Source organism: Ochrobactrum sp. C6C9 (genome assembly GCF_022627935.1).
Taxonomy (GTDB): domain Bacteria; phylum Pseudomonadota; class Alphaproteobacteria; order Rhizobiales; family Rhizobiaceae; genus Brucella; species Brucella teleogrylli.
Window position 1 is genome coordinate 229871 of the sequence record NZ_JABXGB010000002.1, and the last position, 25880, is coordinate 255750.

The following is a 25880-nucleotide window of genomic DNA, read 5'->3' on the forward strand; positions in this document are numbered from 1 at the left end:
AGCGATATGAGCGAGAATGGAACAAGACCAGGTAGGCCAACATCATTCACTCAGGAGATTGCAGACGCGATCTGTGAGCGGTTGGCAGACGGTGATAGCTTGCGCACCATTTGTGATGAGGAAGACTTTCCGGCTCGTTCAACTGTCTTCAAATGGTTGAGCCAGAACAAGGCGTTTTCGGACCAATACGCGCGCGCAAGAGAAGAACAGGCAGACGCTCTTTTCGATGAAATCCTTTCGATTGCAGACGATGGCCGCAATGACTGGATGGAAAAGCACGGCAAAGAAGGGGAAAACATCGGCTGGCAAGAGAATGGCGAGGCTCTGCGCCGTTCGCAGCTACGCATTGATGCCCGCAAATGGATGGCCGGAAAGCTTCGGCCAAAGCGGTACGGCGACCGTACCCAAATGGAATTGACGGGTCCGCAAGGGGAGGATGGCGAGCCAACAGCCATTCAGTTCACCATTGTCGATCCTAAACGTTGAGGTTTCGCGTGCGCTCGCTCCATTGTTGCAGCCGTCACGATACAAGGCTGCTCGGGGAGGGCGCGGCGGGGCAAAATCGCATTTCTATGCTGAGCAGATCATTGCGCGGTGTTTCCGACAGAAAACCCGTGTGGCCTGTATCCGTGAAGTGCAAGCGACCATCAAGGACTCGGTACGCGAGCTCCTGATACAGAAAATCCAGAAACTCGGACTGGGAAAGCACTTCGACATACTGGAAACGGAAATCCGGGGGCCGCGTGGCTCGCTGATCGTTTTCAAGGGAATGCAGTCTTACAACGCTGAAAACATCAAGTCGTTGGAAGATTTTGACATTGCATGGGTGGAAGAAGCACAGACCTTTTCCGAGAAGTCGCTGCGCCTGCTTCGCCCTACAATCCGTAAGGAAGGCTCGGAAATCTGGTTCTCATGGAATACGCGCTATGAGACTGACGCGGTAGACAAGTTCTTTTTCGGCGGTGAGCGGCCAAAGAACTCTATCGTGGTCGAGGTCAACTGGTACGATAATCCATGGATACCGCAAGTCCTGATCGAGGAAAAGGACACAGATTACGCCAATGACCCGGAAATGGCTGAACACGTCTGGGGCGGCGGCTATGAACGGATCTCGGCGGGTGCATACTACGCCAAGCACATTGCGGCGTTGGAGCGGATCGGTCGAGTAGGCTGGTTTCCATATGATCCAGCGTTACCGGTTTTCACCTCATGGGATTTGGGCGTGGATGACTATACCGTCATCTGGTTTTTCCAAGTCCGGTATATCGATGACGTGCCGCGTGTCCGGATTATCGATTTCTATGAGTGTTCCGACATGGGGCCGCAGGAAATCATTCCGTCAGCAATGCCGGAATACACGAAAGGCCTTCAGGACCGTGTAGAGGCGATGCTGGAACTGGGGCGAGACAAGCCTTTCAAGTATCAGCGCCATTTCTTCCCGCACGATATCGGAACGCGTGAGTGGGGCAATGGAGCGAAGTCGAGAATACAGACGGTCAATCAGCTTGGCTTGCCGCTGAAGCAGATCAAGCGTGGCGTGGCACAGAACCCGGAGGATCGCATCAACGCGGTTCGCCAGTTGCTGCCGATGTGTGAGTTTCATCAGTCCAAGCGGGTAATGCTGGGCCTGACGCACCTTCGCCGGTACGCCAAGAAGGTCAATGAGAAGCTGGGCCTTTATCTCGGGCCAAACCATAACGAACACAGCCATGCGGCTGACGCCTTCGGAGAGTTCGCAGTGAATTGCGGACTGAAGATGCCGGAACCGAAACCTGAAAAGCCAAAATTGATCGAGCCGACAGCGACCCAGTGGCAAATTCCACCGGTCGATGAAGGCCGATCAGACCGTATCAGGGTCTAAGGACACACCATGATTGATGACGAATTGGAACTGGGGCCGGATGAGGCCGCAGAAGACGAAGCATTGCCGAAAGCTGAAGATGCCACGGCATGGCTGCGCGTCATTGAGCACGCGGAAAAGGTGTTTGAGCCTTATCAGGATGCGGCAGACAATATTGATGAGCTTTATGGCGATCTGGAAAAGCTCGGGAATATCAATCGTGACCGCGATTTTCAGCTGTTCTGGGCGAATATTCAGGTTCTTGCACCTTCGATCTATGCGCGGCCACCGGTGCCTGTCGTTGTGCCGAAATTCTCGGATAACAAGCCGGTGCTGGAAACCACTTCGGAAGTGCTGGAGCGCTGCACTGTCGTCTCATTCGACCTTTCGGCCATCAATGAGGTAATGCTCAGCCTTCGCGATGATCTGGCTATCCTGTCTCGCGGCGCTCCATGGGTGCGCTATGAGAACAAGAACGGCAAGGAGCGCGTTTGCATCGAGCATAAGGACCGCAAGGACTTCTTGCATGAGCCTGCCCGCCAATGGCCCGATGTAGGCTGGGTGGCTGGTCGTGCTTGGATGACCAAGGACGAAATGAAGGCGCGCTTCGGGGATATAAGCGGTGATGCCTATGAGGATGCAGAATATTCGATCCAGAAAGACGACAAGCAGAACGGTGCTGACGATGGCCTGAAAAAGGCGGGCGTTTGGGAAATCTGGTCGAAAACCCTCAACAAGGTCATCTGGGTAACGCCGGGTGTCGAGAATGTGCTGGATAGCGATAAGCCGCATCTCAACCTTGAGGGCTTTTTCCCGTGCCCGAAGCCAGCCTACGGGACGCTTGGACGCCGGTCGCTGATCCCAATACCGGATATGCTCTATTACAAGGATCAGCTGGAAGAAATCAAAGGCCTGACGAAGCGCATTCATGCCCTTTCGGAGGCGGTAAAGGTCAAGGGCTTTTATCCGGCTGCTGGTGAGCAGGGAGACGCCATCGAAACCGCGATGAAGGTCAACGATGATCGTAAGATCATGGTCCCGGTATCCGGTTGGGAGGCGTTCGGAGAGGCTGGAGCGCCGATTGTCTGGCTTCCGGTGGATATGATTGTGCAGACGATCACGGCCCTTGTGGCGCTGCGCAAGCAGGTGATCGAGGACGTTTACCAGATCATGGGCCTGTCCGACATTATGCGCGGATCGACCGAAGCCAGCGAAACGGCAACGGCCCAGAGCATCAAGGCGCAGTATGGCTCGGTTCGCATCCGTGACAAGCAGGAGGAGATTGTTCGCGTTGCTCGCGATCTAGCGCGCATAAGTGCGGAAATCATCGCTGAGAACTTCAGTCAGAAGACGATTGAAGAAATGTGCCAGATGGAACTCCCGACTGCCGCCGATATCAAAAAGCAGATCAAGGAAATTGAGGAAGGCGCGAAGAAGCAGCTTCAGGACAAGGCCAAGGAAATTGCTGAACAGGCCAAATCCAATCCTGAACTTGCCCAGCAGGCCCAACAGAACCCCGATCAGGCGCAAGCCGCTTTTGCCCAGATGCAAGAGCAGATCATGCAGCAGGCGCAGCAGCAGATTGAAAAGCTATCCTCAACAGTGACCATCGATCAGGTCATGGAGGTGCTTCGGGATCAGCGCATACGGCCTTTCACGCTTGATATCGAGACAGACAGCACCATTCAGCCAGACGAACAGGCCGAAAAGCAGGCGCGCAACGAATTCATGGGCGCTTTCACCCAGACGACAGCCTCACTCGGGCAATTGGTCAGTGCGACACCGGAAGCGGCCCCGCTTGCTGGAGCAATGCTGAAATTCGTTCTCGCGCCATATCGGGCTGGCCGCGAACTTAATGGCCAGATTGATGCCTTTGTAGAAGCGCTTCAGGCAAAGGCACAGCAGCCGCAGGCAAACCCGCAGGCCGAAGCGCTCAAGGCGCAGACGGAATTTGATGAAAAGCGCCTTCAGGAGGAGACGGGAGTAAAGCGTGCCGAAATTCAGTTGCGCGAGCACGAACTGGTTCTGAAGGCACAGACAGACGAACGCAAAACCCAGATGGAAATGGCGCTCAAAACTCAGGAAGCCCAGACCAAGCAGGCAGAGACAGCGCAAAAGATGACGCTGGAGGCTGAGCAAGCGCAGCGTGACGCTGAAAAACACCGGCAGGAAATGGAATTGGGCGCGTGGGAGATAGAAAAGCTGCGCGCAGAAGTTTCCCGCATGGACATTGAAACAGCCGGAAAAGCTCAGGAACAGACGCTTGCCGCAAGCGTGGTGTCCCCTGTCGTCGTTCAAGGAGAAGGAATTTGAACCCGATTGAAAAGATGATCTTTGCCTTTAGCGCCTGCCTTTTTGCAGCGATTGCCCTTTGCTCGGTTATCGTCTTTGGCGGGGTATGGGCTCGGAATGCAGCTATTGCCGCAAGCTTTATTGCATGCATGAGCCAGTTTGTTGCTCAGGACCTTTCGAACAAGGCGTATCGGGCTTCTGTCTATCTGGCCTATGGCTCATTTGTTGTCTTCCTCCTAGCCTTTTTCTGGCTGGTTCGTGGTTGGTGAGGCTGGCATGAGCGAACTGGTTGAAATCGACCTTGGCAATGGCCGCAAGGTCTATCGTTTCCCGAAACCGCAGGTGGAAAAGGCAAGGTCAGCCCTTCCCACGCCGATGTTCATTCGGGATGAAATGAGCGAAACCGAACATCCATGCGATGGCCGGTCGTATACGTCGAAATCTGCCTTCCGTGCTGTCACCAAGGCGCACGGATGCATTGAGGTGGGCAATGACCCCGCTCGCTTCAAAACCCCGTCAAAACCGAAAATTGACCGGAAAGATATTCGGGCTTCGCTTGAGAAGGCGAATGCACGGCTGAAAGCCTAAAACACCCTCTCAGACAGGAAAACACCATGGATATCGAGAACGCTGCTCCGGCAGAACAGCCCCGTGTTGCCGAAATTGGCGAAACCACTGACACTTATACCCAGCCTTTAGGCGACCAGTTCGCGGACAAGCAACCGCAGCCGGTCGAGCCCGAAAAGCAGGAAAAGCCACAGGCCAAGCCGGAAGACAAGCAGCCAGCGAAATCTCCGCGTGAAGCTGTCGAGCGCGCCCTTGCGAAGGCCAAAGAGGCACCGGTAGAAGATCCGAAGAACAAGGATCAGCAGCCGAAGGGCAATGAGGCTACTCAAAGGCAGGAAAAGCCTGCCGAAGCGCCAAAGCCGAATGAAGCTGGCAAACCTGCTGAACAGACCGGCACGGAACCGAAGCCCGGTCAGCCAGCGCCGACCGAAGGCCAGCAGCAATCCGCTGTTGAACCGGGAAAACAGAACCGGAATGAAGCCCCGCAGCGTTTCCATGATGTTGCCAAGCAGGAATGGGGAAACACGCCTGAAAGTGTGCGGGCCGAAGTGCATCGCAGCATTTCAGAGCTTGAAAATGGCCTGACCAAATACCGGCAGAGCCATGAAAAATATGAAGCCATTCGCGAATACGACGACATGGCAACGCAGTACGGCACAACGGTCAAGGATGCTCTGGCAAACTATACCGGTATCGAGCGCATGCTGCATCAGGACCCATTCGCAGCCCTTGAACAGATCGTGGCGAATGTTGCCGCGCATAAGCGTTGGACCAATCAGGACGGCTCGCCGGTCACATTCCGCGATCTGGCTGCGCATTACGTCAATATGCCTGCTGATCGTGTTGCATCCCGTCAGGATAGCGTCATTCGCCAGATGAGCGAGCAGATTGCCACGTTGACCAACCGGGCGGCAGTTTTCGAACAGTCGATGCAAGAAAACCGGCTGCGCGAGACGCATGCACTTATTCAGGAATTCGCCAAGGATCACCCGCGAGTGGGCGAATTGGCTGACGATATTGCGCTTCTCATCGAGAGCAAACGCGCTGCGAACCTGCATGATGCTTACGAGCTCGCAGACCGCATGAACCCTTCCACGACGCCTCTCACACAGGCTCAGGAACCCCCAGCGGCTCAAACCCGCGAACAACCAAGCCCAGCCAACCCGGCAGGGCAGAAATCCATTACAGGCGCACCAACGGCAGGCTCAGACCCTCGCACGGCAGGAAAGCCCTCAAACTCACCGCGTGAAGCGCTTCAGAAAGCGCTGCGCAAAGTCAAATAAAGGAAAAACCTACCATGGCTCCGGTTACACAAATCGACCATTACCGTCAGGTTCTTTCGATGGCTCTTGAGGACCGCTCGCAGGGCTATCAGGACCTCGTTTCGAACAGCAACGCATTCTTTGCCGTGCTCAAGCGGAAAGGCCTTTGGAAGCCATATTCCGGCCCGCGCATCCGCGAGCGCCTTCTGATCGATCAGATGGACGGCCAATGGTACAACGGCTTTGATATCTTGGCGAACAAGCCCATTGAGCTTTTCAATGATGCTTACTTCACGCCGAAGATGGCCGCTGTGCCGATCACGCTTTCCAGCGAGGAAATCCTGAATAACGAGGGCGAAAACCAGCTACTCGATACGATGGAAAGCTATCTGGAAGTAGCAGAAGGCTCCATGACCGACATGATGGACGCTGGACTGCATGGCGACGGTTCGGCAAACGGCGGCAAGGCTATCACCGGCCTGAATGCTGCTATCCCGATTTTGCCGGATCAGGGCACGTATGGCGGTATCAACCGCGCAGAGGTCGCCAAGTGGCGTACCAGTGCGTTTGATGCGCAGACTGCATTCCCCGATATCGGCACGCAGATTGACAAGGATACCATTCGTCCTTTCCTCAATCGCATCATGACGCTGCGCTCTCGCGGCAAGCGTCACGCCGATCTGCTCCTTATGTCTCCAGAACATTACGAGGCATACGATGCCGCAACCACGGCGATCCAGCGTATTGCCAAGGAAGGAGGCCTTGCAAAGCTCGGCTTCTCGTCTCTGGAATACATCGGCGGCGGCAAGCGTGCTGAAATCGTCCTTGATGGCGGTATTGGCTCCAATATGCCAGCCAACACGACTTACGGCCTTGATACCGATAGCATGCGCTTCCGGTACAATCCGAACCGCAATTTCGACAAGCTGTTTCCGGGTGACGGCCTCATGCCGATCAATCAGGACGCAATTGCGCAGTTCATCGGCTTCATGGGCGAACTCACCAACGCGAACCCGCTGTTCTCGTGGCGTCTGTTCGACAGCAACCCGGCAAACTAAGGGCGGTTCTCTCCGCCCTTTTTCTTTTCGAGAAAGGTCAAGGCAATGTCCTACCGGATTACTCCGACGCTCGGCCCTGATGTCGAGCAGCATGCAACCAAATACTATTGGGACCTTAATTCGTCCGGAACGCCAAGCTATGCGCTCGGCACGAAGGTCGTGGGTTCCGATGGGCACGATTACATCCATGTGAAGGCGGGCGCGGACCTCGCCAAGGACGCCGAAGTGCAGATCAATGAAACCACTTTTGTGGCTACGGCTGGCGCTGGTGGTTTCACTGTTCCGGTTGCCGTCAAGAACGGCGAAGCCTTCCACGCCAAACGGACGGCTCTTTAACTGATGCGATGAGGGCGGGGAAACCCGCCCTTTTCATTTCCGATCTCTCAGACAGAAAGAAACAGTCATGTCACTGAAAGAAACACCAGTTTTCAAGAGCATCGCGCAGCTTGATCCGGCAGCTTCGAAGAAATCGGGCCGACCGATCTACCGCGATATCGAAGTTTGCGAGCTCCATTTCCCGGGCGACAAGCAGCACAAGCCGGTTTTCCCGGCGCACTCGTTCGCCGGATGGGGTGAAGATGAGTATGGCAATCAGCAGAAGCTCACCTATGCTCTGAAATACAATGACCAGTATCTGCGGTTCAAGGAAGGTCGCGCTCAGGTCGCAGACGGTACGCCGCTTTCCGAACTGCCATTCCTGACCGAAGCAAAGCGCATGGAACTGAAGGCGCTCAAGATTTACACCGCCGAACAGCTGGCAGGACTCGACGGCCAGAACCTCAAGAACCTCGGGCACGGTGGCCGCGCTCTCAAGGATCAGGCTCAGGCATACATTGAAACGGCGAACAAGAGCGCCGGTTCGGTGGCGCTGGCCGAAGAAAACGCACTTCTCCGGCAGCAGATTGCTGAACTGAAGGCGGATCGTGCTGGCGGTGCGTCGGTTGAGCCTGAAGACACCACGGAAACCGAACAGGAGCAGCCCGCACCGGAAGATGCAGAGGACGAAGAAGACAATTTCGACCTCATGCCAGACGACGAACTGAAAGCCTACATCAAGGACAAGTCCGGTGAAGGCGTGCGCGGCACTCCGAAGCGCGAAACCCTGCTCGCAATGGCTCGCGAGCTCGATCTGGCCGATGAGGGCTAAACAATGACCGTCAAGGACGCGCTGACAAGCGCCGCATCCCGCATTATGGGCGTTCGCCCTACTGTCTTTTTCTCCTCAACGAACGCGCTTGAGGGTGATCTGACGGAACTGGTGAATGCTGTCGCAAGCGACATTGCCAAATCGCATGATTGGCGCGTCCTGACGAAACTCTGCACCCTCACTGGCGACGGTATGAGGGAAGGCTTTGACCTTCCTGACGATTATGCCCGGATGCTGAAAGGCTCCCGCCTTCAATCGTCAACGGCCCCATTGTTCGGATATCAGCCGGTGGTTGATCCTGACGAATGGTTGTCTCTGCAAATGCCTTTTGGCATCGAAAGCATAGGCAGGTGGATAAAGCTCGGCGGGCAAATCCATATCCTGCCAAAGCCAGCACTTGGGCAGGAAGTGAAGTTCTTCTATCAGAGCAACGAGCTTGCAAAGAGCGAAAACGGCGCTTTGAAGGCTCGTTTTGACCGGGATAACGACAGTTTTCGCCTTGATGAGGAACTTCTCACGCTCGGCCTTGTCTGGCGATACCGGCAGCAGAAGCGCATCGACTATACTGACGATCAGGCGCTATTCGAGAAAAGGTTCAATGAGCTCGCAGGCGCGGACAAGGGCGCACGGGTTTTTGCTGAAGGTCGCAACAGCATCAGCGCGAATGTGACCATGCCATATTGGGGACCTCTCGGATGAAGTGGCCACGTTCAGCACGCAAACCGCGCATGTCGCAGCCGAAGCGATACACGTCCCCGGTGGGTGGATGGGTCGCCAATCGCAACGTTGCGCAACCACAAGAGCCCGGTCAGCCACAGGCAGCGGCCATTCTGGATAATTTTTTCCCGCAGGCTTCCACGGTCGTAATGCGGCGAGGCTGCGAACTGCATGCCACGCTCGGCGGTGACAATGATCAGGTACGTTCGCTGTTCAAATATGTGAACGGCAACAATCAGCGCCTGTTTGCTGCGAATGACACGCAAGTTTTCGATATCACGACCGTACAGAACCCGAATAACTGGCGGTTGGGAACGAGCACCGACGACGATATCAAGACAGATCAGAATGATCTTTTGGGCGAGCTTTCATCGAAGGGGCTCGATGTTCTGAGCGATCAGAAGAACGGTAATTGGTCGGTGGTTCAGTTTGCTGTTGCGGGAGGCGGGATATTTCTTCGCGGTGTCAACGGCGAGGACACGCCATTCGTTTATGACGGTTCGACGTTTTCAACCAGTCCGGCCCTGACAATGCCCGCAGGCGAGACGATTGTTAAGCCGGAGGACATGAAATTCGTTTGGGCTTACAAAAACCGCCTGTTTTTTGTTCAGCGCGGGAGTCTGAATTTCTGGTATCTGCCTGTTGACCAGATCGGCGGTGAACTGAAGAAATTCCCGCTTGGTGGCATCTTTAACGAAGGCGGCTCGCTGCTTTGTGGCGCGTCCTGGTCGCTTGATAGTGGTTCTTCAGGCGGTCTTTCAGAGCAGTGCGTGTTTGTCAGCACTGAAGGCGAGATTGCTGTTTTTCAGGGCGATAATCCGGCAGACGCAAGCGCATGGGATAAGGTTGGCGTCTACAAGATCGGCAAGCCGCTCGGTGATAGGGCTATCATGCGCGCAGGTGGTGATCTTATCATCGCGACGACGACAGGCTTTATTCCGCTTTCGATGGCGATCCAACGCGATGTTGCCGCGCTCTCGCCTGCTGCCGTTTCTTATCCGATTGTGGACGCTTGGAATGATGCATGCCTCTTGCGGGGTCATACCGACTGGCACGTGATGCTCTGGACGGAAAAGCAGATGGTGCTTGTTGTTCCGCCGCACCTTAACGGCTCATCCCCGGTTATGTTCGTCGCCAATGCCCTGACTGGCAAATGGTGCCGATTTACAGGCTGGATTTCGAACTGCATGGAGGTGTTCCAAGGACAGCTTTATTTCGGCTCGATCAATGGCGAAGTGATCAAGGCGAATATTGGCGGCAGCGACAAGGGAAACACCTATACGGCGGCATACTTGCCCCTTTTCGAGGATTACGGCCAGCCTGCATTCATGAAACTTGCCAAACTGGTACGTTTCACAATCCGGGCTTCGGCAAAGCTCAATCTCGCTGTCAATCTTCATACCGAATATAATCTGGAGCTTTCACCAGCCCCGAATTCGACGGCTGTCACGTCTACCAAGGAATGGGGAACCGCGATCTGGGGTCAAAGTACATGGGGCGCGTCCTATCAGGCCATTCTCAACAATGACTGGCAGGCCATCGGCGGCGGCGGATATGTGATTTCCCCGTGCTGTCAGGTGACAAGCGGCTATATCGTTCCGCTGGACGCGGAAATCATGAGCACCGACCTGACCTTTGAAATGACGGACGTACCGGCATGATTGAAACCTGCCTTTACGGCTGGCAACCGATCCGTGGACCGCATTCGATCATCGGGGAGTTTGTCTGCAACATCGTGTTTGGCGATCCACTGGCATTGGACCGATACGCGGCGCTGGGCTTCTTTGAAAATGGCGACCTCATTGCGGGAGTCCTTTATCACAATTGGCATCCAGAGAACGGCGTCATTGAGATGACGGCAGGTGCATCCTCCAAACGATGGCTGACCCGGCGCACGGTGCAGCAACTTATGGCGCTCGCATTCGACGGCTTCAACAACCAGATGGCCGTAATGCGCGTTTCTGAAAAGAACGAAAGCATGATCCGCATCGCCCGGGCCTATGGCTTCTCGGAAACCTTTATCCCGCGCCTCAGAGGCAGGGACGAAGGCGAATTCATCTTCACATTGACCGATGACGAATGGCGCACCGGTCGTTTTTTCAAAGCTTCACAAGGCAGGTAGGTAACGATGGGAAAATCAGCGCCAAAGGCCCCTGATCCGCAAGAAACGGCAAGCGCGCAGGCCGCAGCAAACCGTTCGACTGCGATCACGCAGCAAGAACTCAACATGGTGAACCAGAATAATCCATGGGGCAGCGTCAGCTATGACCAGACGGGTTCACGGAAGCATTTCGATGAGATGAGCGGCAAGTGGGTTGAAACCCCCACCTTTACCCAAACGACGACGCTCAGCCCGGAACAGCAGGCCATTTTCAACCAGACGCAGAGCGCGCAGGGAAATCTCGCTGGTATCGCTGAAGATCAGTCGGCCAAAATCCGTGACCTTCTGAACACGCCATTTGAGTTCAATAATCAGGATGCGGCGAACTGGGCCTATGACCTTGGATCGCAGCGTCTCGACCCGCGTTTTGCGCAGGATGAGGACAAGCTGCGCACCACGCTGAAAAACAAGGGCATTCAGGAAGGTACGGACGCGTGGAATTCAGAGTTCTCGCGCATGACGCAGGCGAAGAATGACGCCTATAACCAACTGATGCTCACCGGTCGCGGTCAGGCTTTCAGCGAGGCATTGGCACAGCGAAACCAGCCTCTGAATGAAATCATCGGCCTTATGAGTGGTTCCCAGATCCAGAACCCTGCCCAAATGTCCGGCGCAACGCCACAAACTGGCGTTGGCGGCGTCGATTACACCGGCTTGGTCAATCAGAAATACCAGTCAGAGCTCAACAACTATCAATCGAAGATGGGCGGCTTGTTCGGCCTTGGCTCGGCTGCAATGGGCATGTTCAGCTTTTCAGACAAGCGCCTGAAAACGGACATAGAACGCGTTGGTGAAACCGATGAGGGAACGCCGATTTACACGTACCGCTATAAGGATGGCGGTCCTAAGCAGATGGGCGTTATGGCTCAGGATGTTGAGAAGAAAGACCCTGAAGCGGTCGTAAGGCATCCGAGCGGTTACCGCATGGTCGATTATGGAAAGGTCCATTGATGATCTTCGCCCGAAATCGGCAGCAACCGCTCCAGCAGTTTTCAAATCTGCTTCCAATAGTAGAGGCACAGCAAGCGCCGCGTTCGTCTGCTGCCGTCTCGACACAGCCAATCGCTGACCCAATGCAGGGTTGGGCGCAAATTGCCGATGTAGCGTCGGACAAGATGACGATGGCCAACAAAATCAAGCTCGGCAGCTTGTTTGGCATTGGACCGAAAGGGCTTTACTGATGGCTTTGCAAGATTTCTTTGTCTGGGGTGAAGGCGGCAGCAAGAAGACGCCGGAACAGCTGGACCGTGAGCGCCGTCTGGCGCAGGCAATGATTGCCTCCGGAGTGGATATGTCTCCGGTCGGCCACTGGACGCAGGGCGCGGCACGCATGGCGAACGCGCTGGTAGGCAACATCAAGCAGGCTCGGGCTGACAAGGCCGAAAGGGCTGGTCTCGAAGGCGCTGCGAAGAAATTCGGGAGCCTCGATCTGGCAAACCTGCTCGGCGGTGGCGCGGCTTATCCGTCCAGCGTTGCGGCTGGGGGTTCACCGACCAGTGCGGCGGCGACCGGTACGGTTCCTCAAGGCAAGTTCAATTTTGGTGAGAATGCCGACGCTCTGCGAAACGGGATCGTTGAAACAGCGCAGGCCATCGGCGCTGATCCTGTGGACCTTGCAACGGCCATTTCCTATGAGACTGCCGGTACTTTCGATCCGACGAAAGCCGGACCTCGCACACAGTACGGCCAGCATCGCGGGCTTATCCAGTTCGGGGAGCCGCAGGCCGAAAAGTATGGCGTGGACTGGAATAATCCGCTCGGCTCGCAGCTTGGCGCGAATGGTGCTGTGGCGAACTATTTCCGTTCGTCCGGCTTTAAGCCAGGCATGAGTGGCCTCGACCTCTATTCGACCATCAACGCCGGTTCTCCGGGCCGCTATACCGCGTCGGACGCCAATAATGGCGGCGCTCCGGGCGATGTTCGCGACAAGTGGGAAAACCAGATGGCGGGTCATCGTCAGAAGGCTCTCGCGTTGCTTGGTGGCGGCTCATCTGCCGCACCGGTACAGGTGGCAAGCAATGATCCGTCTATAGGTCTGGCGAGTGCCGTTCAACGCCTGCCGTCGCAGCCGCTGGATATGACTGGCGCGGCCCAGACAATGCCGGATCGCCTTGGAATTCCCGCTGGTGTCACTATGGCAAGCGCAGCGCAGCCGATGGGCGGCGCAACGATCCGCGCAGGCGATTACGATCCGGCGTTACATCGCGGCAATGCTCCGGCAAATGGCGCATATGCAAGCATCGACAGCTATACCCGGCCAACTGCTCCGGTTCCGTCTGAAGCTGAAGCTCTGTTCGGCCCGAATGCCGATGTTTCTGAAGCGGATATCGCTTTTGCGAAGCAGGCGACCGGTGGGAATGCAGCAGCGGGAGCGATTGACCAGATTGCACCGCGAGACATGGCCGCAGTTCCAACGCTGTCAGCAGCCCAACCACAAGCGGCGGGTCCTTCTGCAGAATTGCTGCGACAGAACGATATCGCTTTCGGCGGGGCGCTCGCGCCGCAGGGATCGGCACCGGTTCAGGTTGCTGACGCATCGGGCTATTTCCCGGCTGCACCTTCAGCAGATCGCGCCCCGATCATGGGGAGCTATGCCGCGCCGGTTGCTCAAAGTCAGGGTCGCGCGAATATCTCGCAGTTACTTGACGCTGCGTCGGACCCTTGGATGAATGAAAGCCAGCGGGGTATAATCGGAATGGCTCTGCAAAGGCAACTTCAGCAAAATGACCCGCTGCGCGCCCTTCAAGCAGCCAAAGCGCAAGCGGAACTGGACGCGCTTCGAAATCCGAAACCTATCGAGGTGAATGGGCGTCTGGTTGATCCGCGAACTTACCGCACAATTGCCGATTTCTCGGACCCGAAAACGGCTGTGGTGGGCGATAGCGTCATCAACACGCAGAATGGCACCACAATTTACCAAGGCCAGCCAAAACCAACCAGCACCATGCAGGAATATGGAGCTTATGCCGCTGACGAACGTGCAGCTGGTCGTGTACCGCTTGGACGGCTCGAATATGAGCAATCGCTTAAAAAAGCGGGTGCAAACCAGACCAACGTCAACGTAGGCGATGGCGAAGGTAAGGACTTCTATAAGAAGCTGGATGAAAAGGGCGCTGACATGTTTGGCACGCTATTGGAAGATGGAACCAATGCGCGTTCAACCCTGATGCGTATTGACCGCCTCGACCAGCTTTTGCAATCGGTCCCGACCGGTGGTGTGGCAAACTTTAAGCAGATTGCTGCGAATTACGGCCTGAGACTTGGCGATGATGTTGATAACATTCAGGCTGCACAGGCTCTGATTAACCAGATCGTGCCTCAACAGCGTCCAGCTGGCTCCGGCCCAATGTCTGACGCTGACCTTGAACTGTTCAAGCAGTCTGTTCCACGCATTATCAACTCTCCCGGTGGCAACAAGATCATCATCGATACGATGCGCGGAATTGCTCAGTACACAGCGGCGCAAGGAGATATTGCCGCTCGCGTGGCAAATCGTGAAATCAAACCCGACGAAGGCCGCAGAATGCTCGCACAGTTGCCGAACCCGCTTGCAGCAAAAACGCCAACGAAGATCAATAGCCGCGAAGAATTCAATGCTCTGCCTAGTGGGGCCGAATTTATCGCACCTGACGGCAGCGTCCGGAGGAAACCATAAATGGCAGAATGGTGGGAAAGCGCGCCGCTCGTTGAGAAATCAGGCGCTGGTGACGATTGGTGGAATGCTGCGCCACTCGTCAACGCGGGCGGCTCAGAACAAGCGCCAGTCATTCAGGACGGAAGCCTTAACGCGGAAAATACCGTTCGGGCGCTGGCAACAGGCGTTCCCGTCGCTGGTGGGTTGTTGAACAGGCTCAACGCTGTCACGAATGCAACGCTCGCACCGGTAATCGATCCATTACTACCTGATAGCTTCCAAAAGCTGCCCGGGGAAACGTGGAGTGACCGATATCAGCAAGCGCTCGATATTCAGGAAGGGAAGGACGCGGCATTTCAGCAGGAACACCCTTACGTCAACACTGGCCTAAATGTTGCCGGTGGGGTGGCCGGTACGGTACCTATGATTATGGCTGCTCCTTCTGCATTTGGTGCGACCGGAACCCTCAAAGCGAAAACCGCAGCCTCGGCGCTGTCTGGTCTTGTGCTCGGTACCGCCGATAGCGGCGTCCGATCAGATTTCGACAAAGACGCGATGATTTGGGGTGGTGGTGCTGGTCTGGCGACCGGTATTGCGGGCCCCGCAGTAGGTCAGATGACAGGCGCTGGTTTTCGTAAAATCGCTGATGTTCTGGCAAACAGGAGTGCTGCGCAATCCGCTGGCATGGTTCCGTCCGCGCTTAACCGCCTCACACGCGCTATTGCTGATGACGGATTGGATGCTGCAACGATCCGAACCCAACTGGCAGACCTTGGGCCAGAAGGTATGATTATGGACCTCGGACCAAATCTTCAGCGGCAGGCGGGTGCACTCGCGGCGACACCAGGACGTGGACAGGAGATTGTTCGCAATGCCATTACGTCGCGCAATGTTGGCGCAAATCAGCGCGTCATCAGCGGACTCGATGACGCTCTTGGCCCTGTAGTTACTCCTCGCGCAGTCAACGAAACTATTCGACAGGGCCAGCGCGACCTTGCTCCGGCATATGAAGAAGCATTTCGAAACGCCTTGCCGGTGGATAACACCATTTTGGCGGGCAACCTCGAAACGCAAGCGACGTTGCGCCGGGGGCCGGGACAGAAGGCGGCACGTGAAATCCGTAATTGGCTCGACGTTTCTCAAGGCGGGGTACTGGACAGCAATCCATACACTCTTTTCCAGACAAGAAACGCCATCGATGGAAGGCTTGCGACTGAAACTGATCCTCAGGCAATCGCGCTCTACACGAATGCACGAAAGCAGATTGATGACACCCTTGCTCGCAATGTGCCGGGCATCAAAATGGCCGATGCGCAATATGAGGAACTTGCTCGCCAAAACGAAGGCCTTCGCATGGGTGTCAAGGCTCTCGACAGCGGGCGGGAAGCATTGCGGCCTGATGAGCTTCGTCAAGCGATTACAGAAGGTGTCAACCCGCAAGGGCTTATGGTTGGACCTTCCGGCCAGACATTCCGGATGAAACAGGCGGCACGCGCAGACATTGACCGTCAAGTGGGCACAAAGGCTAATGATGTTGTGGCCCTGAAAAACGTGCTCAAAGGTGAGGGCGACTGGAACCGTGACCGCATTGGAATGCTTTTCGGCCCAGACCGAGCGGAGAATGCGCTAAACCTTCTGGAGCGTGAAGCACGATTTGCTGATACCAGTCATATTGTGACCCGGAATAGCGAAACAGCTGCTCGAAATGCGGCGATGCAGGAACTTGGGGCGGACGCTGCTCCTAAGTTTGGAACCCGAGAGGGTTTTATGGCAGGTGGTGTGACCGGTGCTGCTCGGTCTTCGGCGGTGCGAGCCGTCGAACGTGTTGCCGACGCCCTGATGAAAAATGGCTCGAATGCTCGCAATGCCAGTCTTGCTGAAGCCATTTCGGGAAATCGGGCCGCTGTTGTAGATGCAATTGCCCGTGTTCAGCAGAAAACGCCACTTCCGACAGCCGAAATTGATCGGCTCACGAGGGCACTTCTGCTCAATGGAGGATTAACGGCTACGCGATGAGTTGCGGGCTTCGAACCGGTGGATCAAATAAAAAATCCCCATGGTGAAAAGTGCCCCAACGATAAAACCTAACGGGAAGTCGCTGGAAAACCAGTTTTGCAACGACAAAAACCCGTGATGGATACCCACCATGATCGCGATGAAGATAACCACACAGGCGATTTGAGCGAAACGGTTCATGGCGGTCACCATGCCTGAAACGTTGAAGAAAATAAAGTGGGCATCATTTTGCGAAGCGCACCGAATTTATCTCTGCTCGCCATGCGAGATTGGCAAATGGACCATCTTTGTATGAGCTATCCCGAAAACTGTAAGTGCTTAACGGCCAACAAGCGCCATATGCCGATCCGGGAGCGAGGATTTTGTCAGAAACAGCATATCCATCATAAATCGCGGAACTGTAACCTTCACGCTTGCCGATGAGAGAAAAGTTTACGTACTCCACTTGTTTGCGGGAATTGTTCGTGAACGTGATGCTGATCGGATATTGAGGGTCATTGCAGCCATTCCCGGTAGAAGCGGTCGTGACGATCAGTTTTCTTTGCTTTTCAGCACGGAGTCCTTCGGCATAAAAATAAGCCAGTATCCCGCCGATGCCGAGAGCGCCGAAAAGGAAAATTCCGAAGACAAGGCGCGGCGCTATAGCCAACGCCAATATAAGAACAAGAGCAGCCCCAACCCAAACCATATGAAATGCCTCTCAAATAATTGGCATTCAATGCATTTCGCCTGAGAAAAATCAATCCGATCGATGCGCAAGCCGTCCATTTTGGGCGGCTTTTTCTTTGAAAGAGTAACCATGAAAATCATCCTTTGTGATCGTAATAGAGCTGTCGTGGACGCTTGGCGCGCTATTAGCCTTGATGCCGAATGCGGCAGCATCTTCGATCACCCTGCCGATGCGATAGTTTCGCCGGCCAACTCCTTCGGCTTCATGGATGGCGGCATTGATCTGGCATACTCGGAACACTTCGGCTGGGGTGTGCAGGAGGAGGTTCAAAGCCTCATTCAGCGCGAGTTTGACGGCGAATTGCTGATTGGTCAGGCTCTTTCGGTCAAAACGGGCGCTCCTGATTTCCCAACGCTGATTTCGGCCCCGACAATGCGAATTGCCATGATCATCCCCGATCCAAACCACATTCGCATGGCGACTAAGGCCGCTATCAAGGAGGCCCTTCGGATTGGCGCGAAAAGCGTAGCAATCCCCGGAATGGGTGCTGGGTGTGGTCAGGTTCGGCCCGAATGGGTCGCATGCATGATGAAGGCTGGGATTGAGGATGCTCTGTTGCCGAAACCATTTCCCCAAACACTGAATGTCGCGTGCGCCCACCATTGGGCCGTCAAACCATAACGATGCAGCCACCATCCGGTGGCTTTTTTATTGGAGAAACGTATGCCCTTCGATAGCAACGGCAGATATAGCCTGCCGCCCATTTATCGGGCGACGACAGGTGAAAAGGTGCTGGCTGAACAGCACAATATACCTTTCGAGGATGTTGCGCAGGCGCTTTCCCAGTGCTTGAAGCGCGACGGGTCAACTCCTGCAATCCGCAATCTTTCGATGAGTGGATTTCTGGTGACCGATCTAGGTGACGCCGTTAATCCCGGCGATGCGGTCAGTAAGAAGCTGCTCGACGCGGCGGTGCCTATTGGCGAGGTGAAAACATTCGCGGGCGATACCGCGCCACAAGGCTGGCTGCTTTGCTATGGGCAAGCCGTGTCACGCACGACCTATTCCGCACTTTTCGCAGTCATCGGAACCAGTTTTGGCGCTGGTGACAACGGATCGACGTTCAACATTCCTGATCTGCGCGGTCGCATTGCTGTGGGGCGTGACGACATGGGAGGACCAGCTGCCAACCGCCTTACAGCGGCGGGATCAGGGATTGCAGCAACCACGCTTGGCGCAACAGGTGGTGCTCAGAATGTTGTCCTCTCCGAAGGGCAAATGCCGTTTCACTCCCACGGCGGCAGTACCACAGTGGCTGGCGATCACGCTCATGCCAACTTCTCCACACGCGGGAATACGCAGGGGGCAGGCAATTATCTTGCGCCCTCAAATGGCGGCGGTGGCGATGTTCTGTTGTTCGGCACCACGGGCGTTGCTGGAAACCATGCCCACGGCATTCAAACCGATAGCCGGGGCGGTAATCAGGCTCACTTGAATGTGCAGCCTTCTATCATCATGAACTTTATCATCAGGACGGGCGTGTAATGGCTGACCTTCGTCTAAGAATTAACGAACTGCCGGAAGAACTCAATCCGGCCCCGATTGACAATATCGCCATTGATGGCCCTTCAACCCGTCGCACTACCTTGCAGCGGGCGGCGGATGCCGTTCGGCCATATTCAACCGAAGCAATGGCACGCGAAGGGCTCAACAACGCAACGACGATGACGCCTTTGCGCGTTTCACAAGCCATTGAAACGCTCGGCGGGCAGCGCTTCGCAACTGCACAGCAGGGGAATAAGGCTGACACGGCAGTCCAGCCGACGCTTACCATTTCGGCAGGCGCAGGGCTCACCGGTGGCGGCACGCTGGCCGCTAACAGGGAAATTGCGCTCAATTCTGCATCGATTGCGAGCCTCGCCCTTGCGAATAGTGCGGTGCAACCCGCTCGCCAAGTGATCGCCGGGGTTGGCCTGACGGGTGGTGGTTCGCTCGCAGCGGATCGCACCGTTTCCCTTGATGCAACCACGCTGGGAAGCTTGGCTAAAGCTGACAGCGCGGTACAGCCAGCTCGGGCAATATCCGCCGGGACCGGCCTTACTGGCGGCGGCAACCTTACAGCGGATCGGACACTCGCTCTTAACGCGGCGTCGGTTGCATCGCTTGCAAAGGCAGATAGCGCCGTTCAGCCATCCCGAGTCATCAATGCGGGCGCTGGTCTTTCCGGAGGCGGCGACCTTTCGGCAGATCGCTCGCTTTCGTTGTCTGCCGCTACTCAGGCGTCCCTTGCGAAGGCTGACAGTGCCGTTCAAGCGCCGGGAGGCACAGCTGGTCAAATTCTGGCTAAGGCAAGCAGCGACCCGAACGATGTGGATTGGGTGAATATCGAAGGCGCTACGGCTGTTTCGTATGGCCCGCAAACGTTGACGCTGGCGCAGCAGGGGCAGGCCAGAGCCAATATCGGGGCCGATGTTCTTGCGGGCTTTCGCAACCAGATCATCAACGGTGGTTTTGATATTCAACAGAGACAAGGGCCATTTACATCTTCCGGTTACACCTTGGATCGTTGGTATCTCGGCTTAAGTGTTTCCGGCGCTTCAAGTAGCATCGTGAGAATTGTTCATGATACCGGTCAAACAGATATTCCGGGGAACCCAACGTTTTATCTGCGCTGGATTAGAACGGTAGCAGGAAGCTCCGAAATCAGCTTGCAGCAAAAGGTCGAAAACGTCAGGACCCTGCAAGGGCAAAAAGCAACGCTTACGTTCTACATAAAAGGATCCGCTCCGACTGTTATCACGCCAAAGTTTGAGCAGAATTTTGGAACGGATAATTCTCCCAGCCCCAGCGTGTGGACGACATTGCCCAGTGTCAACGTGACAACTTCGTGGCAGAAAGTAACACGGGTGTTTGATCTGCCTTCGATTACTGGAAAATCGATAGGGTCATCCAACTATCTGAACCTATTCTTTGGTTGGCTCCACACTTCGCCAAATGCGAGTATTGATATCTCTCGCGTGTCCCTTGTCAAAGGAGACGCAACCGCCGAAGTTGACCCGTTTTCGCCGCGCCACATTCAGCAAGAGTTGGCGTTGTGTCAGCGGTATTATGAGGCATCGCTCGGAAACGTGTCTTGGACGCAACCCGGTAACTCGGGTACGGCGCAACAGCAAATGTCTGTTTCATACAAGCAAGAGAAAAGACTGCCGCCTACCATTAGCCTCGTGATTGGGGTGGGGTCGGCGGTGACAGCCGGGGGCGCTGCGTCCCATTTTATCGTCGCATCCAATGCAACGGGGATGCAGCTAAATTCCTTTTCTTGGAAGGCAGACGCGGAGCTTTAAGCCATGATTACCGAAGCAAAATACACAGAACACGGCTCCATCCTCGCAGTAATCGACGGCGTTGAAATGTCCGTACCCGACGACATGGGAAACCGTCACCGCGTCATGCTGGCGGAATGGGAGGCAGACGGCAACGTTGTCACGCCTTATACCGAACCTACCCTTACGCCCGAGGAAAAGCGCGAACGAATGCCCAACCTGACGGCGCGTCAAATCAGGTTGGGGCTGCTGCACCTTGAAAAGCTGGCAGGCGTTCAGACCGCCATCAACGCATTGCCCGAGCCCGCGAAATCAGAAGCGACAATCGAATGGGATTTCGCGAGTGAGTTTAGGCGGCTTCATCCTCTTATCGTGCAGCTTATCCCGTTACTTGGATTGACCGACGATCAGGTTGACCCGGTTTGGGAACAATTCTCGACCGTCTGACCAACCAAACAATCTGACGACAACCGCCGCCCAGAGAGGCGGTTTTTTTGTGCCTGAAAGGTAAATCCATGAAAACCAGTGCAGCAGGGCGAAAGCTCATCGAACAGCGCGAAGGCGTTGAATTGACGGCCTACAAGGATAGCGCCGGGATTTGGACTATCGGCGTCGGCCATACGTCAGCGGCAGGATCGCCAAAAGTCACGGCTGGAATGAGGATCACGGCGGCGGAAGCCTCAGAAATCCTGTCGCGTGACCTTGCGACCTTCGAAGTATCTGTATCGTCGGCGGTTAAGGTTCCGCTCAATCAGAATGAATTCGATGCTCTCGTTAGCTTCGCGTTCAATGTCGGTGCTGGCGCTTTCAAAGGTTCGACCTTGCTGAAGCGTCTCAATGCTGGCGACAGGCAGGCCGCAGCCGATCAGTTCCTTGTCTGGAACAAGATCACCATCAACGGCAAGAAACAGGTGCTCAAGGGGCTGACAATCCGACGCGAGGCAGAGCGAAAGCAATTCCTCACGCCGGTATCCGATGCGAAACCCGAGGTCGGGAAACCGTCCACGGAAATCTCAACCGGCTTCTGGGCCGATCTATTCCGGGCAATTCTCGCAATCTTCGGAAAGGGGCAGTGATGGATATCGCCCTTCTTATTCCGATCATCCGGCAAATCCTTCAGGTGGCGGGCGGCTTCCTGATTGCTCGCGGCTGGCTGGATGATGGCGCAGCCGACGCGCTGATTGGCGTCATCGTGAACGGTATCGTGTTCCTTTGGTGGCTGTACGACCGCCACCGGATCAACAAGAAGGCTCGCCTTCTACGATACAAGGCAGGAGAAACCGACCATGCTTGAAGCAATCATTGGCCTTATCGCCGCTTCGAATGGATGGGTGGCATATATCGCCCTGGTTATCGCCGGGGCGCTCGGCCTTTACCTGAAGGGCCGCTCAGATGGGAAGGGTGTTGAAAAGTCGCGACAACAGGAGGAAAGCGCTGGAGCGCGATCTGTTGCCGATGAAATTGACGCAGCAGTGGCGGGCCGCGAGCCTCAGCAGAACCGCGAAAGGCTATCGAAATGGTCAAGGTGATTGCACTTTGCGCGCTATGTCTCCTCTCGGCATGCGCCAGCCCACAAGGCTCGTTCTGTTTGGTCGCGAGTCCTTTGCGGCCTTCTCCTGCCGCTCTGGCGGCTATGACTGATCGGGAGGTATCAGCGATGTTGGCTCATAATGAACGTGGTGCAAGAATGTGCGGATGGAGGGCATGACGCCAATGGACACAGAAGCACCGACCGTAAACCGCATGATCGAGCTTCCAGACCATACGAAAGAGTTCCTTTCGAAGCTGGATGACAAGGATATCTCGAACCTCGAAGGCGTAATGACCCTTTGGGAAACGCTGCAAACATTGGGGCGCGTTGGTAAATGGGTAGCAATTACCGTTCTCGCGATCATCGTTGGCATTGCTTCGCTCTACGAGAACACCCTCAAACTCTGGGGCTATTTTCATAGGTAATAATCGGGCGCCCCGGCCAAGAAATGAAAAACCCCGCCGAAGCGGGGTTTGCTTCCAATCGAAGCTAATGATTCAACCGCACGCTAACTTTTGCGGTGTGTGAACTGTCACTTTCCCATGAACCCCTTCGTTCTTGGATAAATGGATATCCACATTAAAGCCCAGTGCGATAAGGAAGCCTAGCAGGCGATCTAGGCTAAATCCGCTTAGACGTCCTCGTGTAATGTTAGATACCTTTGCTTGGTCAGTACCTAAAATTTCCGAGGCTTCCTTCTGAGTTAAACCACGTGATTCAATGAGCTTAGTAATCTCAGCAGCCACAGCTATTTTCAGTTCGTCTCTTTCGGTTAGCTGGATACCGAGATCGGCAAAGACATCCCCAGAACCCTTTACAATAGGGATATTCTTATCCATCCGTTCCGACATTCTTTTTCTCCGATGAGCCGACCCTTTGAAGCTGGAGGTAGTGTTCCTCAGCAGCCTTCAGGCGCTCTTTTATCAGGTTTAGTTCCTTCTTAGGTGTTGCTATCCCACGTTTTGACTTCTTTTGAAAAGCGTGCAGGACGTAGACAGCATCCCCAAAACGAACGGTATAGACGGCCCTGAATGTACCGCCTTCTCCATTCGAGATGACCTCCAAGACGCTTGCCCCGCCAAATCCCACCAACGGAGTTACATTAAGGGCCTTGTCGCCATTTTGAGCCATATGAAGTGAGAAACCCACTTCTTGGCGGACCTCCGGTGGAAAGTCGCGTATATCTTTAAGCGTTGACCCAAGCCAGTATATATCTTTCACAGCAAAATTTCTCCTGAACACTTAATAGTGTTTTCCCATGCATATTGAACCCTCCATTAGTTGCTCCTGGTCTCAACATATGCCAAAACTGGCATATTGTCAATGTTGTCTAGCGTAAATTTCGCAAATTGGGGTTTCGTGTCTGGCGCTCCACCACATCTAGCGGCGGCAAAATGCCGTTAACGCTTCTTCAAGAATGTTCTTATTGAAGCGAGCCGCCCCTTCGGGGCGGTTTTTGCGTTTCTGTCAATTGTGGCTATCCTCATGTTTTGAGGAGGACGCGACAATGAATTTTGACGACGGGATAAAGATCGATTTTAAGGAATACGCCGACGTGCCAGCCGACCAAATGATCGACTGCGCCTACGAAAGATTTGGGGAACACGCTAAAACCAGTGTTGCATGGACTGCTTTCAATGCATGGGCAAACGGCACGAAGGAGGAATATGATTACTGGGGCGCAGTTTTCATGCGGATGTCCAACTGATACCGTGTCGAAATTCCATTTAAAAAAGAACCCCGCAGCGAAAACCGCGCGGGGCAAGGCAACTGTATCCCTCCTAATAGGACGACAAAAATATACCCATACGGTCAAAAAAGTAAAGCCCCAACGCTTTCGGCCGGCGTTGGGGCAGCATATCGGTAGGGGTGTTGCTTAGCACAACCCGATATACACATTAATGGTAGCTAATATTCGTCTAAAGAAAATGGGCAAACTTTTATCTTCCCAAGTTTTTTGCAGGGCGGCCCATCGCTGGTGCACGCCGTCAGGCTTTAAACTTTCTGCCTTTGAGAGATGTAGGCCTGCCTTCTTCGGCGGCTCGATGGCAGGCCGCTAAAGTGGTTATCCATACGCCCGCCTTGAGCGGCACTTCCTGTTCGCCAGACAGCCAAGCCTCCACAAGAGAGACATGGCATTCGAGCTTTCGCGCCAAGATTTCTGGCGTCCAGCCGATATCTAACAAACAATGGTGAAGGTGATCTGGCGCCATGACAGCCTCCTGCCTTGTGTCCGCGGAAGTTGTTGCGATCTAATGGTGCGACTTGCGCCACTCCTCCACGGCATCGGCTATTTTCGCATTATCTTCCTCGCTCGCGTCATGCTGTAGAATTCGATTCATCGCCAATTCGATGATTGCATTTGCCGCCTCGGCTTCACCCCATCCTGCTTCTTGCGCAAGGTCGATCAGTTCCCATAGCGAGGATTCTAGCTGAAATTGACAATCCAGATCGCGATCGTCGTATTCACCTTCACGCTTCGGGCCTTTCATCGTGCACCTCCACCATGGTGTCATCGCCAGTGTAGCGACTGTTGTTAACCTGGGGCGACACGCGCCACGCTTGCAGTACGTCGTCATTTGCGGGTTTGAGCAAATCTTCACGTGGCTCTGACAACCAGAGGTGCCAGTCCTTCTCGTCCAAGATGACGGGCATTCGGGTGTGAATTTTTGCCATGAAGTCGTTAGCGGCGCAGGTGATTATCGTGCAGCTTTTCACCTCTTCGCCGGTAGTTCGGTCGCGCCACGTCTCATGCAGGCCTGCGAAGGTGAGGGGCTTCCCGTCTTTAGCGGAGATGAACCAAGGCTGGCGCGCCTCTTTCGGGCCGGTCCATTCAAAAAAACCAGAGGCCGGGATAAGACAACGGGTGCTTTTAAAGGCGGAGCGAAACATTGGCTTGCTGGCGATCTCTTCAGACCGTGCGTTGAAAGTAGCTGGAACACTCTTCAAATCCTTCGACCACCAGTTGGGCACGAGCCACCAACGCATTTCTGAATAGTCGAGTGCGCCGTCTTTCTGCGTTATGACGCCCACTTGCGTGGTCGGCGCGATATTGTAGCGAGGCTGGATGTTCCGAGGCGTCGTGTTGGTGAGATTGTACATGTGGTAAATCTCAGCCCACGTATAGGTCTGGGTAAATCGTCCGCACATGCGCGCCTCCCGTTTGCTGGAAATGTAGGGCGCTTATCGTTTCCGTCCAGCCATGTCGAAATACGGCGGATGGCGTATTTCATCTCCAGGTCTGAATTGGTTGAATGTACTCCAACCTTCCGCAGGGGAAGGGAATATTGGAGGGTGCTATGAAATTTGCAATTATCGCGATGGCGTTACTCTTGGCTGGGGCATCTACAGCGTCGGCTATGGCTAGCTGGAAGCCAGAAAGTCACTGCCGTACCGGCAAAGGATGCAAGACTGGAAGGTAATTCCAACGGGCGCCTGTGAACGGGCGCCTATTTCTTTCTGCCTGCCAGAGCGTCTTCGCCTTCCTGTTTATGCTCGCGGCAGAACCAGAGTTGACCATATCCGGTCTTGTAGCCGAACGATCCCCACGCCTTGCAGCCCTTTGCATCGCAATAATGCTCAAACAGCTTGCCGCCTTTGGTTGCGACGGTGTTCTCGCTCTTATATCCGCTCATTTTATCTCGGTGCCTTTGTTATCCCGA

33 protein-coding genes are annotated in these 25880 nt (G+C 55.0%); 25 read left to right on the top strand and 8 right to left on the bottom strand.

Going from position 1 to position 25880, the window contains the following annotated elements:
* The first annotated feature begins 6 nt into the window (after nucleotides 1-6).
* From HWD97_RS02510 to HWD97_RS02585, 16 genes are all read left to right on the top strand, one after another.
* Nucleotides 7-486, top strand: coding sequence for a terminase small subunit protein (locus HWD97_RS02510; RefSeq protein ID WP_371834646.1), 480 nt, complete (start codon nucleotides 7-9; stop codon nucleotides 484-486).
* Entirely contained in the window at nucleotides 437-1861 is a 1425-nt protein-coding gene (locus HWD97_RS02515; protein WP_371834647.1) for a PBSX family phage terminase large subunit, read from the top strand. Before HWD97_RS02510 ends, HWD97_RS02515 begins: the two co-directional genes overlap by 50 nt.
* A 9-nt stretch (nucleotides 1862-1870) precedes the next feature.
* Nucleotides 1871-4153, top strand: a complete 2283-nt coding sequence (locus tag HWD97_RS02520; protein ID WP_371834648.1) for a hypothetical protein — start codon at nucleotides 1871-1873, stop codon at nucleotides 4151-4153.
* Complete coding sequence (locus HWD97_RS02525) at nucleotides 4150-4401, top strand: hypothetical protein (protein ID WP_371834649.1); 252 nt, start codon at nucleotides 4150-4152, stop codon at nucleotides 4399-4401. Before HWD97_RS02520 ends, HWD97_RS02525 begins: the two co-directional genes overlap by 4 nt.
* A 7-nt stretch (nucleotides 4402-4408) precedes the next feature.
* Nucleotides 4409-4720 (top strand): hypothetical protein, encoded by a 312-nt coding sequence (locus HWD97_RS02530; RefSeq protein WP_371834650.1) that lies wholly within the window; start codon nucleotides 4409-4411, stop codon nucleotides 4718-4720.
* A 26-nt stretch (nucleotides 4721-4746) separates the two neighbouring features.
* A complete protein-coding gene (locus tag HWD97_RS02535; RefSeq protein WP_371834651.1) occupies nucleotides 4747-5982 on the top strand; it encodes a hypothetical protein in 1236 nt (411 codons plus the stop codon).
* A 14-nt stretch (nucleotides 5983-5996) separates the two neighbouring features.
* Nucleotides 5997-7019 (top strand): phage major capsid protein, encoded by a 1023-nt coding sequence (locus tag HWD97_RS02540; protein ID WP_371834652.1) that lies wholly within the window; start codon nucleotides 5997-5999, stop codon nucleotides 7017-7019.
* A 45-nt stretch (nucleotides 7020-7064) separates the two neighbouring features.
* On the top strand, nucleotides 7065-7355 hold the full coding sequence (locus HWD97_RS02545) for a hypothetical protein (RefSeq protein WP_371834653.1): 291 nt from the start codon (nucleotides 7065-7067) through the stop codon (nucleotides 7353-7355).
* 67 nt (nucleotides 7356-7422) lie between these two features.
* Nucleotides 7423-8166 carry a hypothetical protein gene (locus tag HWD97_RS02550; protein WP_371834654.1) on the top strand — a complete coding sequence of 248 codons (744 nt, stop codon included), beginning with the start codon at nucleotides 7423-7425 and terminating at the stop codon, nucleotides 8164-8166.
* A 3-nt stretch (nucleotides 8167-8169) separates the two neighbouring features.
* Entirely contained in the window at nucleotides 8170-8865 is a 696-nt protein-coding gene (locus HWD97_RS02555) for a hypothetical protein (RefSeq protein WP_371834655.1), read from the top strand.
* Complete coding sequence (locus HWD97_RS02560; protein WP_371834656.1) at nucleotides 8862-10544, top strand: hypothetical protein; 1683 nt, start codon at nucleotides 8862-8864, stop codon at nucleotides 10542-10544. The genes HWD97_RS02555 and HWD97_RS02560 overlap by 4 nt, the downstream gene beginning before the upstream one ends.
* Entirely contained in the window at nucleotides 10541-11005 is a 465-nt protein-coding gene (locus HWD97_RS02565; protein WP_371834657.1) for an N-acetyltransferase, read from the top strand. Before HWD97_RS02560 ends, HWD97_RS02565 begins: the two co-directional genes overlap by 4 nt.
* A 6-nt stretch (nucleotides 11006-11011) precedes the next feature.
* Complete coding sequence (locus tag HWD97_RS02570) at nucleotides 11012-11995, top strand: tail fiber domain-containing protein (RefSeq protein WP_371834658.1); 984 nt, start codon at nucleotides 11012-11014, stop codon at nucleotides 11993-11995.
* On the top strand, nucleotides 11992-12225 hold the full coding sequence (locus tag HWD97_RS02575) for a hypothetical protein (RefSeq protein WP_371834659.1): 234 nt from the start codon (nucleotides 11992-11994) through the stop codon (nucleotides 12223-12225). The genes HWD97_RS02570 and HWD97_RS02575 overlap by 4 nt, the downstream gene beginning before the upstream one ends.
* Nucleotides 12225-14699: a flagellar biosynthesis protein FlgJ gene (locus HWD97_RS02580; protein ID WP_371834660.1), complete on the top strand. Its 2475-nt coding sequence runs from the start codon at nucleotides 12225-12227 to the stop codon at nucleotides 14697-14699. The genes HWD97_RS02575 and HWD97_RS02580 overlap by 1 nt, the downstream gene beginning before the upstream one ends.
* Entirely contained in the window at nucleotides 14700-16694 is a 1995-nt protein-coding gene (locus HWD97_RS02585; RefSeq protein ID WP_371834661.1) for a hypothetical protein, read from the top strand.
* Here the strand turns inward: HWD97_RS02585 and HWD97_RS02590 are convergent.
* Together HWD97_RS02590 and HWD97_RS02595 are read right to left on the bottom strand one after the other, a co-directional pair.
* Complete coding sequence (locus HWD97_RS02590) at nucleotides 16677-16874, bottom strand: hypothetical protein (protein WP_371834662.1); 198 nt, start codon at nucleotides 16872-16874, stop codon at nucleotides 16677-16679. The genes HWD97_RS02585 and HWD97_RS02590 overlap by 18 nt on opposite strands.
* 43 nt (nucleotides 16875-16917) lie before the next feature.
* Nucleotides 16918-17382, bottom strand: coding sequence for a hypothetical protein (locus HWD97_RS02595; RefSeq protein WP_371834663.1), 465 nt, complete (start codon nucleotides 17380-17382; stop codon nucleotides 16918-16920).
* A gap of 111 nt (nucleotides 17383-17493) precedes the next feature.
* Between HWD97_RS02595 and HWD97_RS02600 the strand changes: the two genes are divergently transcribed.
* The 8 genes from HWD97_RS02600 to HWD97_RS02635 all read left to right on the top strand — a co-directional run bounded on the left by HWD97_RS02600 (nucleotide 17494) and on the right by HWD97_RS02635 (nucleotide 22643).
* Complete coding sequence (locus tag HWD97_RS02600; RefSeq protein ID WP_371834664.1) at nucleotides 17494-18045, top strand: macro domain-containing protein; 552 nt, start codon at nucleotides 17494-17496, stop codon at nucleotides 18043-18045.
* 42 nt (nucleotides 18046-18087) lie between these two features.
* Nucleotides 18088-18909 carry a phage tail protein gene (locus HWD97_RS02605; RefSeq protein WP_371834665.1) on the top strand — a complete coding sequence of 274 codons (822 nt, stop codon included), beginning with the start codon at nucleotides 18088-18090 and terminating at the stop codon, nucleotides 18907-18909.
* Nucleotides 18909-20708, top strand: coding sequence for a hypothetical protein (locus tag HWD97_RS02610; protein ID WP_371834666.1), 1800 nt, complete (start codon nucleotides 18909-18911; stop codon nucleotides 20706-20708). The genes HWD97_RS02605 and HWD97_RS02610 overlap by 1 nt, the downstream gene beginning before the upstream one ends.
* Before the next feature lie 3 nt (nucleotides 20709-20711).
* Nucleotides 20712-21134, top strand: a complete 423-nt coding sequence (locus HWD97_RS02615) for a hypothetical protein (RefSeq protein WP_371834667.1) — start codon at nucleotides 20712-20714, stop codon at nucleotides 21132-21134.
* A gap of 68 nt (nucleotides 21135-21202) precedes the next feature.
* Nucleotides 21203-21763 (top strand): lysozyme, encoded by a 561-nt coding sequence (locus HWD97_RS02620; protein WP_371834668.1) that lies wholly within the window; start codon nucleotides 21203-21205, stop codon nucleotides 21761-21763.
* Nucleotides 21763-21981, top strand: a complete 219-nt coding sequence (locus tag HWD97_RS02625; RefSeq protein ID WP_371834679.1) for a hypothetical protein — start codon at nucleotides 21763-21765, stop codon at nucleotides 21979-21981. The genes HWD97_RS02620 and HWD97_RS02625 overlap by 1 nt, the downstream gene beginning before the upstream one ends.
* Nucleotides 21974-22216, top strand: a complete 243-nt coding sequence (locus HWD97_RS02630) for a hypothetical protein (protein WP_371834669.1) — start codon at nucleotides 21974-21976, stop codon at nucleotides 22214-22216. Before HWD97_RS02625 ends, HWD97_RS02630 begins: the two co-directional genes overlap by 8 nt.
* Before the next feature lie 184 nt (nucleotides 22217-22400).
* Complete coding sequence (locus HWD97_RS02635; protein WP_371834670.1) at nucleotides 22401-22643, top strand: hypothetical protein; 243 nt, start codon at nucleotides 22401-22403, stop codon at nucleotides 22641-22643.
* Nucleotides 22644-22715: 72 nt separating this feature from the next.
* On the opposite strand, the gene HWD97_RS02640 is transcribed toward HWD97_RS02635, so the two are convergent.
* The gene (locus HWD97_RS02640; protein ID WP_198517407.1) at nucleotides 22716-23069 is read right to left on the bottom strand and encodes a helix-turn-helix domain-containing protein; all 354 of its coding nucleotides are present in this window, start codon (nucleotides 23067-23069) and stop codon (nucleotides 22716-22718) included.
* Nucleotides 23050-23439: a type II toxin-antitoxin system RelE/ParE family toxin gene (locus HWD97_RS02645; protein ID WP_371834671.1), complete on the bottom strand. Its 390-nt coding sequence runs from the start codon at nucleotides 23437-23439 to the stop codon at nucleotides 23050-23052. Before HWD97_RS02645 ends, HWD97_RS02640 begins: the two co-directional genes overlap by 20 nt.
* Nucleotides 23440-23725: 286 nt before the next feature.
* Between HWD97_RS02645 and HWD97_RS02650 the strand changes: the two genes are divergently transcribed.
* Nucleotides 23726-23926 (top strand): hypothetical protein, encoded by a 201-nt coding sequence (locus HWD97_RS02650; RefSeq protein ID WP_371834672.1) that lies wholly within the window; start codon nucleotides 23726-23728, stop codon nucleotides 23924-23926.
* Nucleotides 23927-24206: 280 nt separating this feature from the next.
* On the opposite strand, the gene HWD97_RS02655 is transcribed toward HWD97_RS02650, so the two are convergent.
* The 4 genes from HWD97_RS02655 to HWD97_RS02670 all read right to left on the bottom strand — a co-directional run bounded on the left by HWD97_RS02655 (nucleotide 24207) and on the right by HWD97_RS02670 (nucleotide 25853).
* The gene (locus HWD97_RS02655) at nucleotides 24207-24431 is read right to left on the bottom strand and encodes a hypothetical protein (protein WP_371834673.1); all 225 of its coding nucleotides are present in this window, start codon (nucleotides 24429-24431) and stop codon (nucleotides 24207-24209) included.
* Nucleotides 24432-24470: 39 nt separating this feature from the next.
* Nucleotides 24471-24710 carry a hypothetical protein gene (locus tag HWD97_RS02660; protein WP_371834674.1) on the bottom strand — a complete coding sequence of 80 codons (240 nt, stop codon included), beginning with the start codon at nucleotides 24708-24710 and terminating at the stop codon, nucleotides 24471-24473.
* Nucleotides 24691-25368, bottom strand: coding sequence for an SOS response-associated peptidase (locus HWD97_RS02665; RefSeq protein ID WP_371834675.1), 678 nt, complete (start codon nucleotides 25366-25368; stop codon nucleotides 24691-24693). The genes HWD97_RS02660 and HWD97_RS02665 overlap by 20 nt, the downstream gene beginning before the upstream one ends.
* Nucleotides 25369-25667: 299 nt before the next feature.
* Nucleotides 25668-25853: a hypothetical protein gene (locus HWD97_RS02670; protein ID WP_371834676.1), complete on the bottom strand. Its 186-nt coding sequence runs from the start codon at nucleotides 25851-25853 to the stop codon at nucleotides 25668-25670.
* Between the last annotated feature and the right edge of the window lie 27 nt (nucleotides 25854-25880).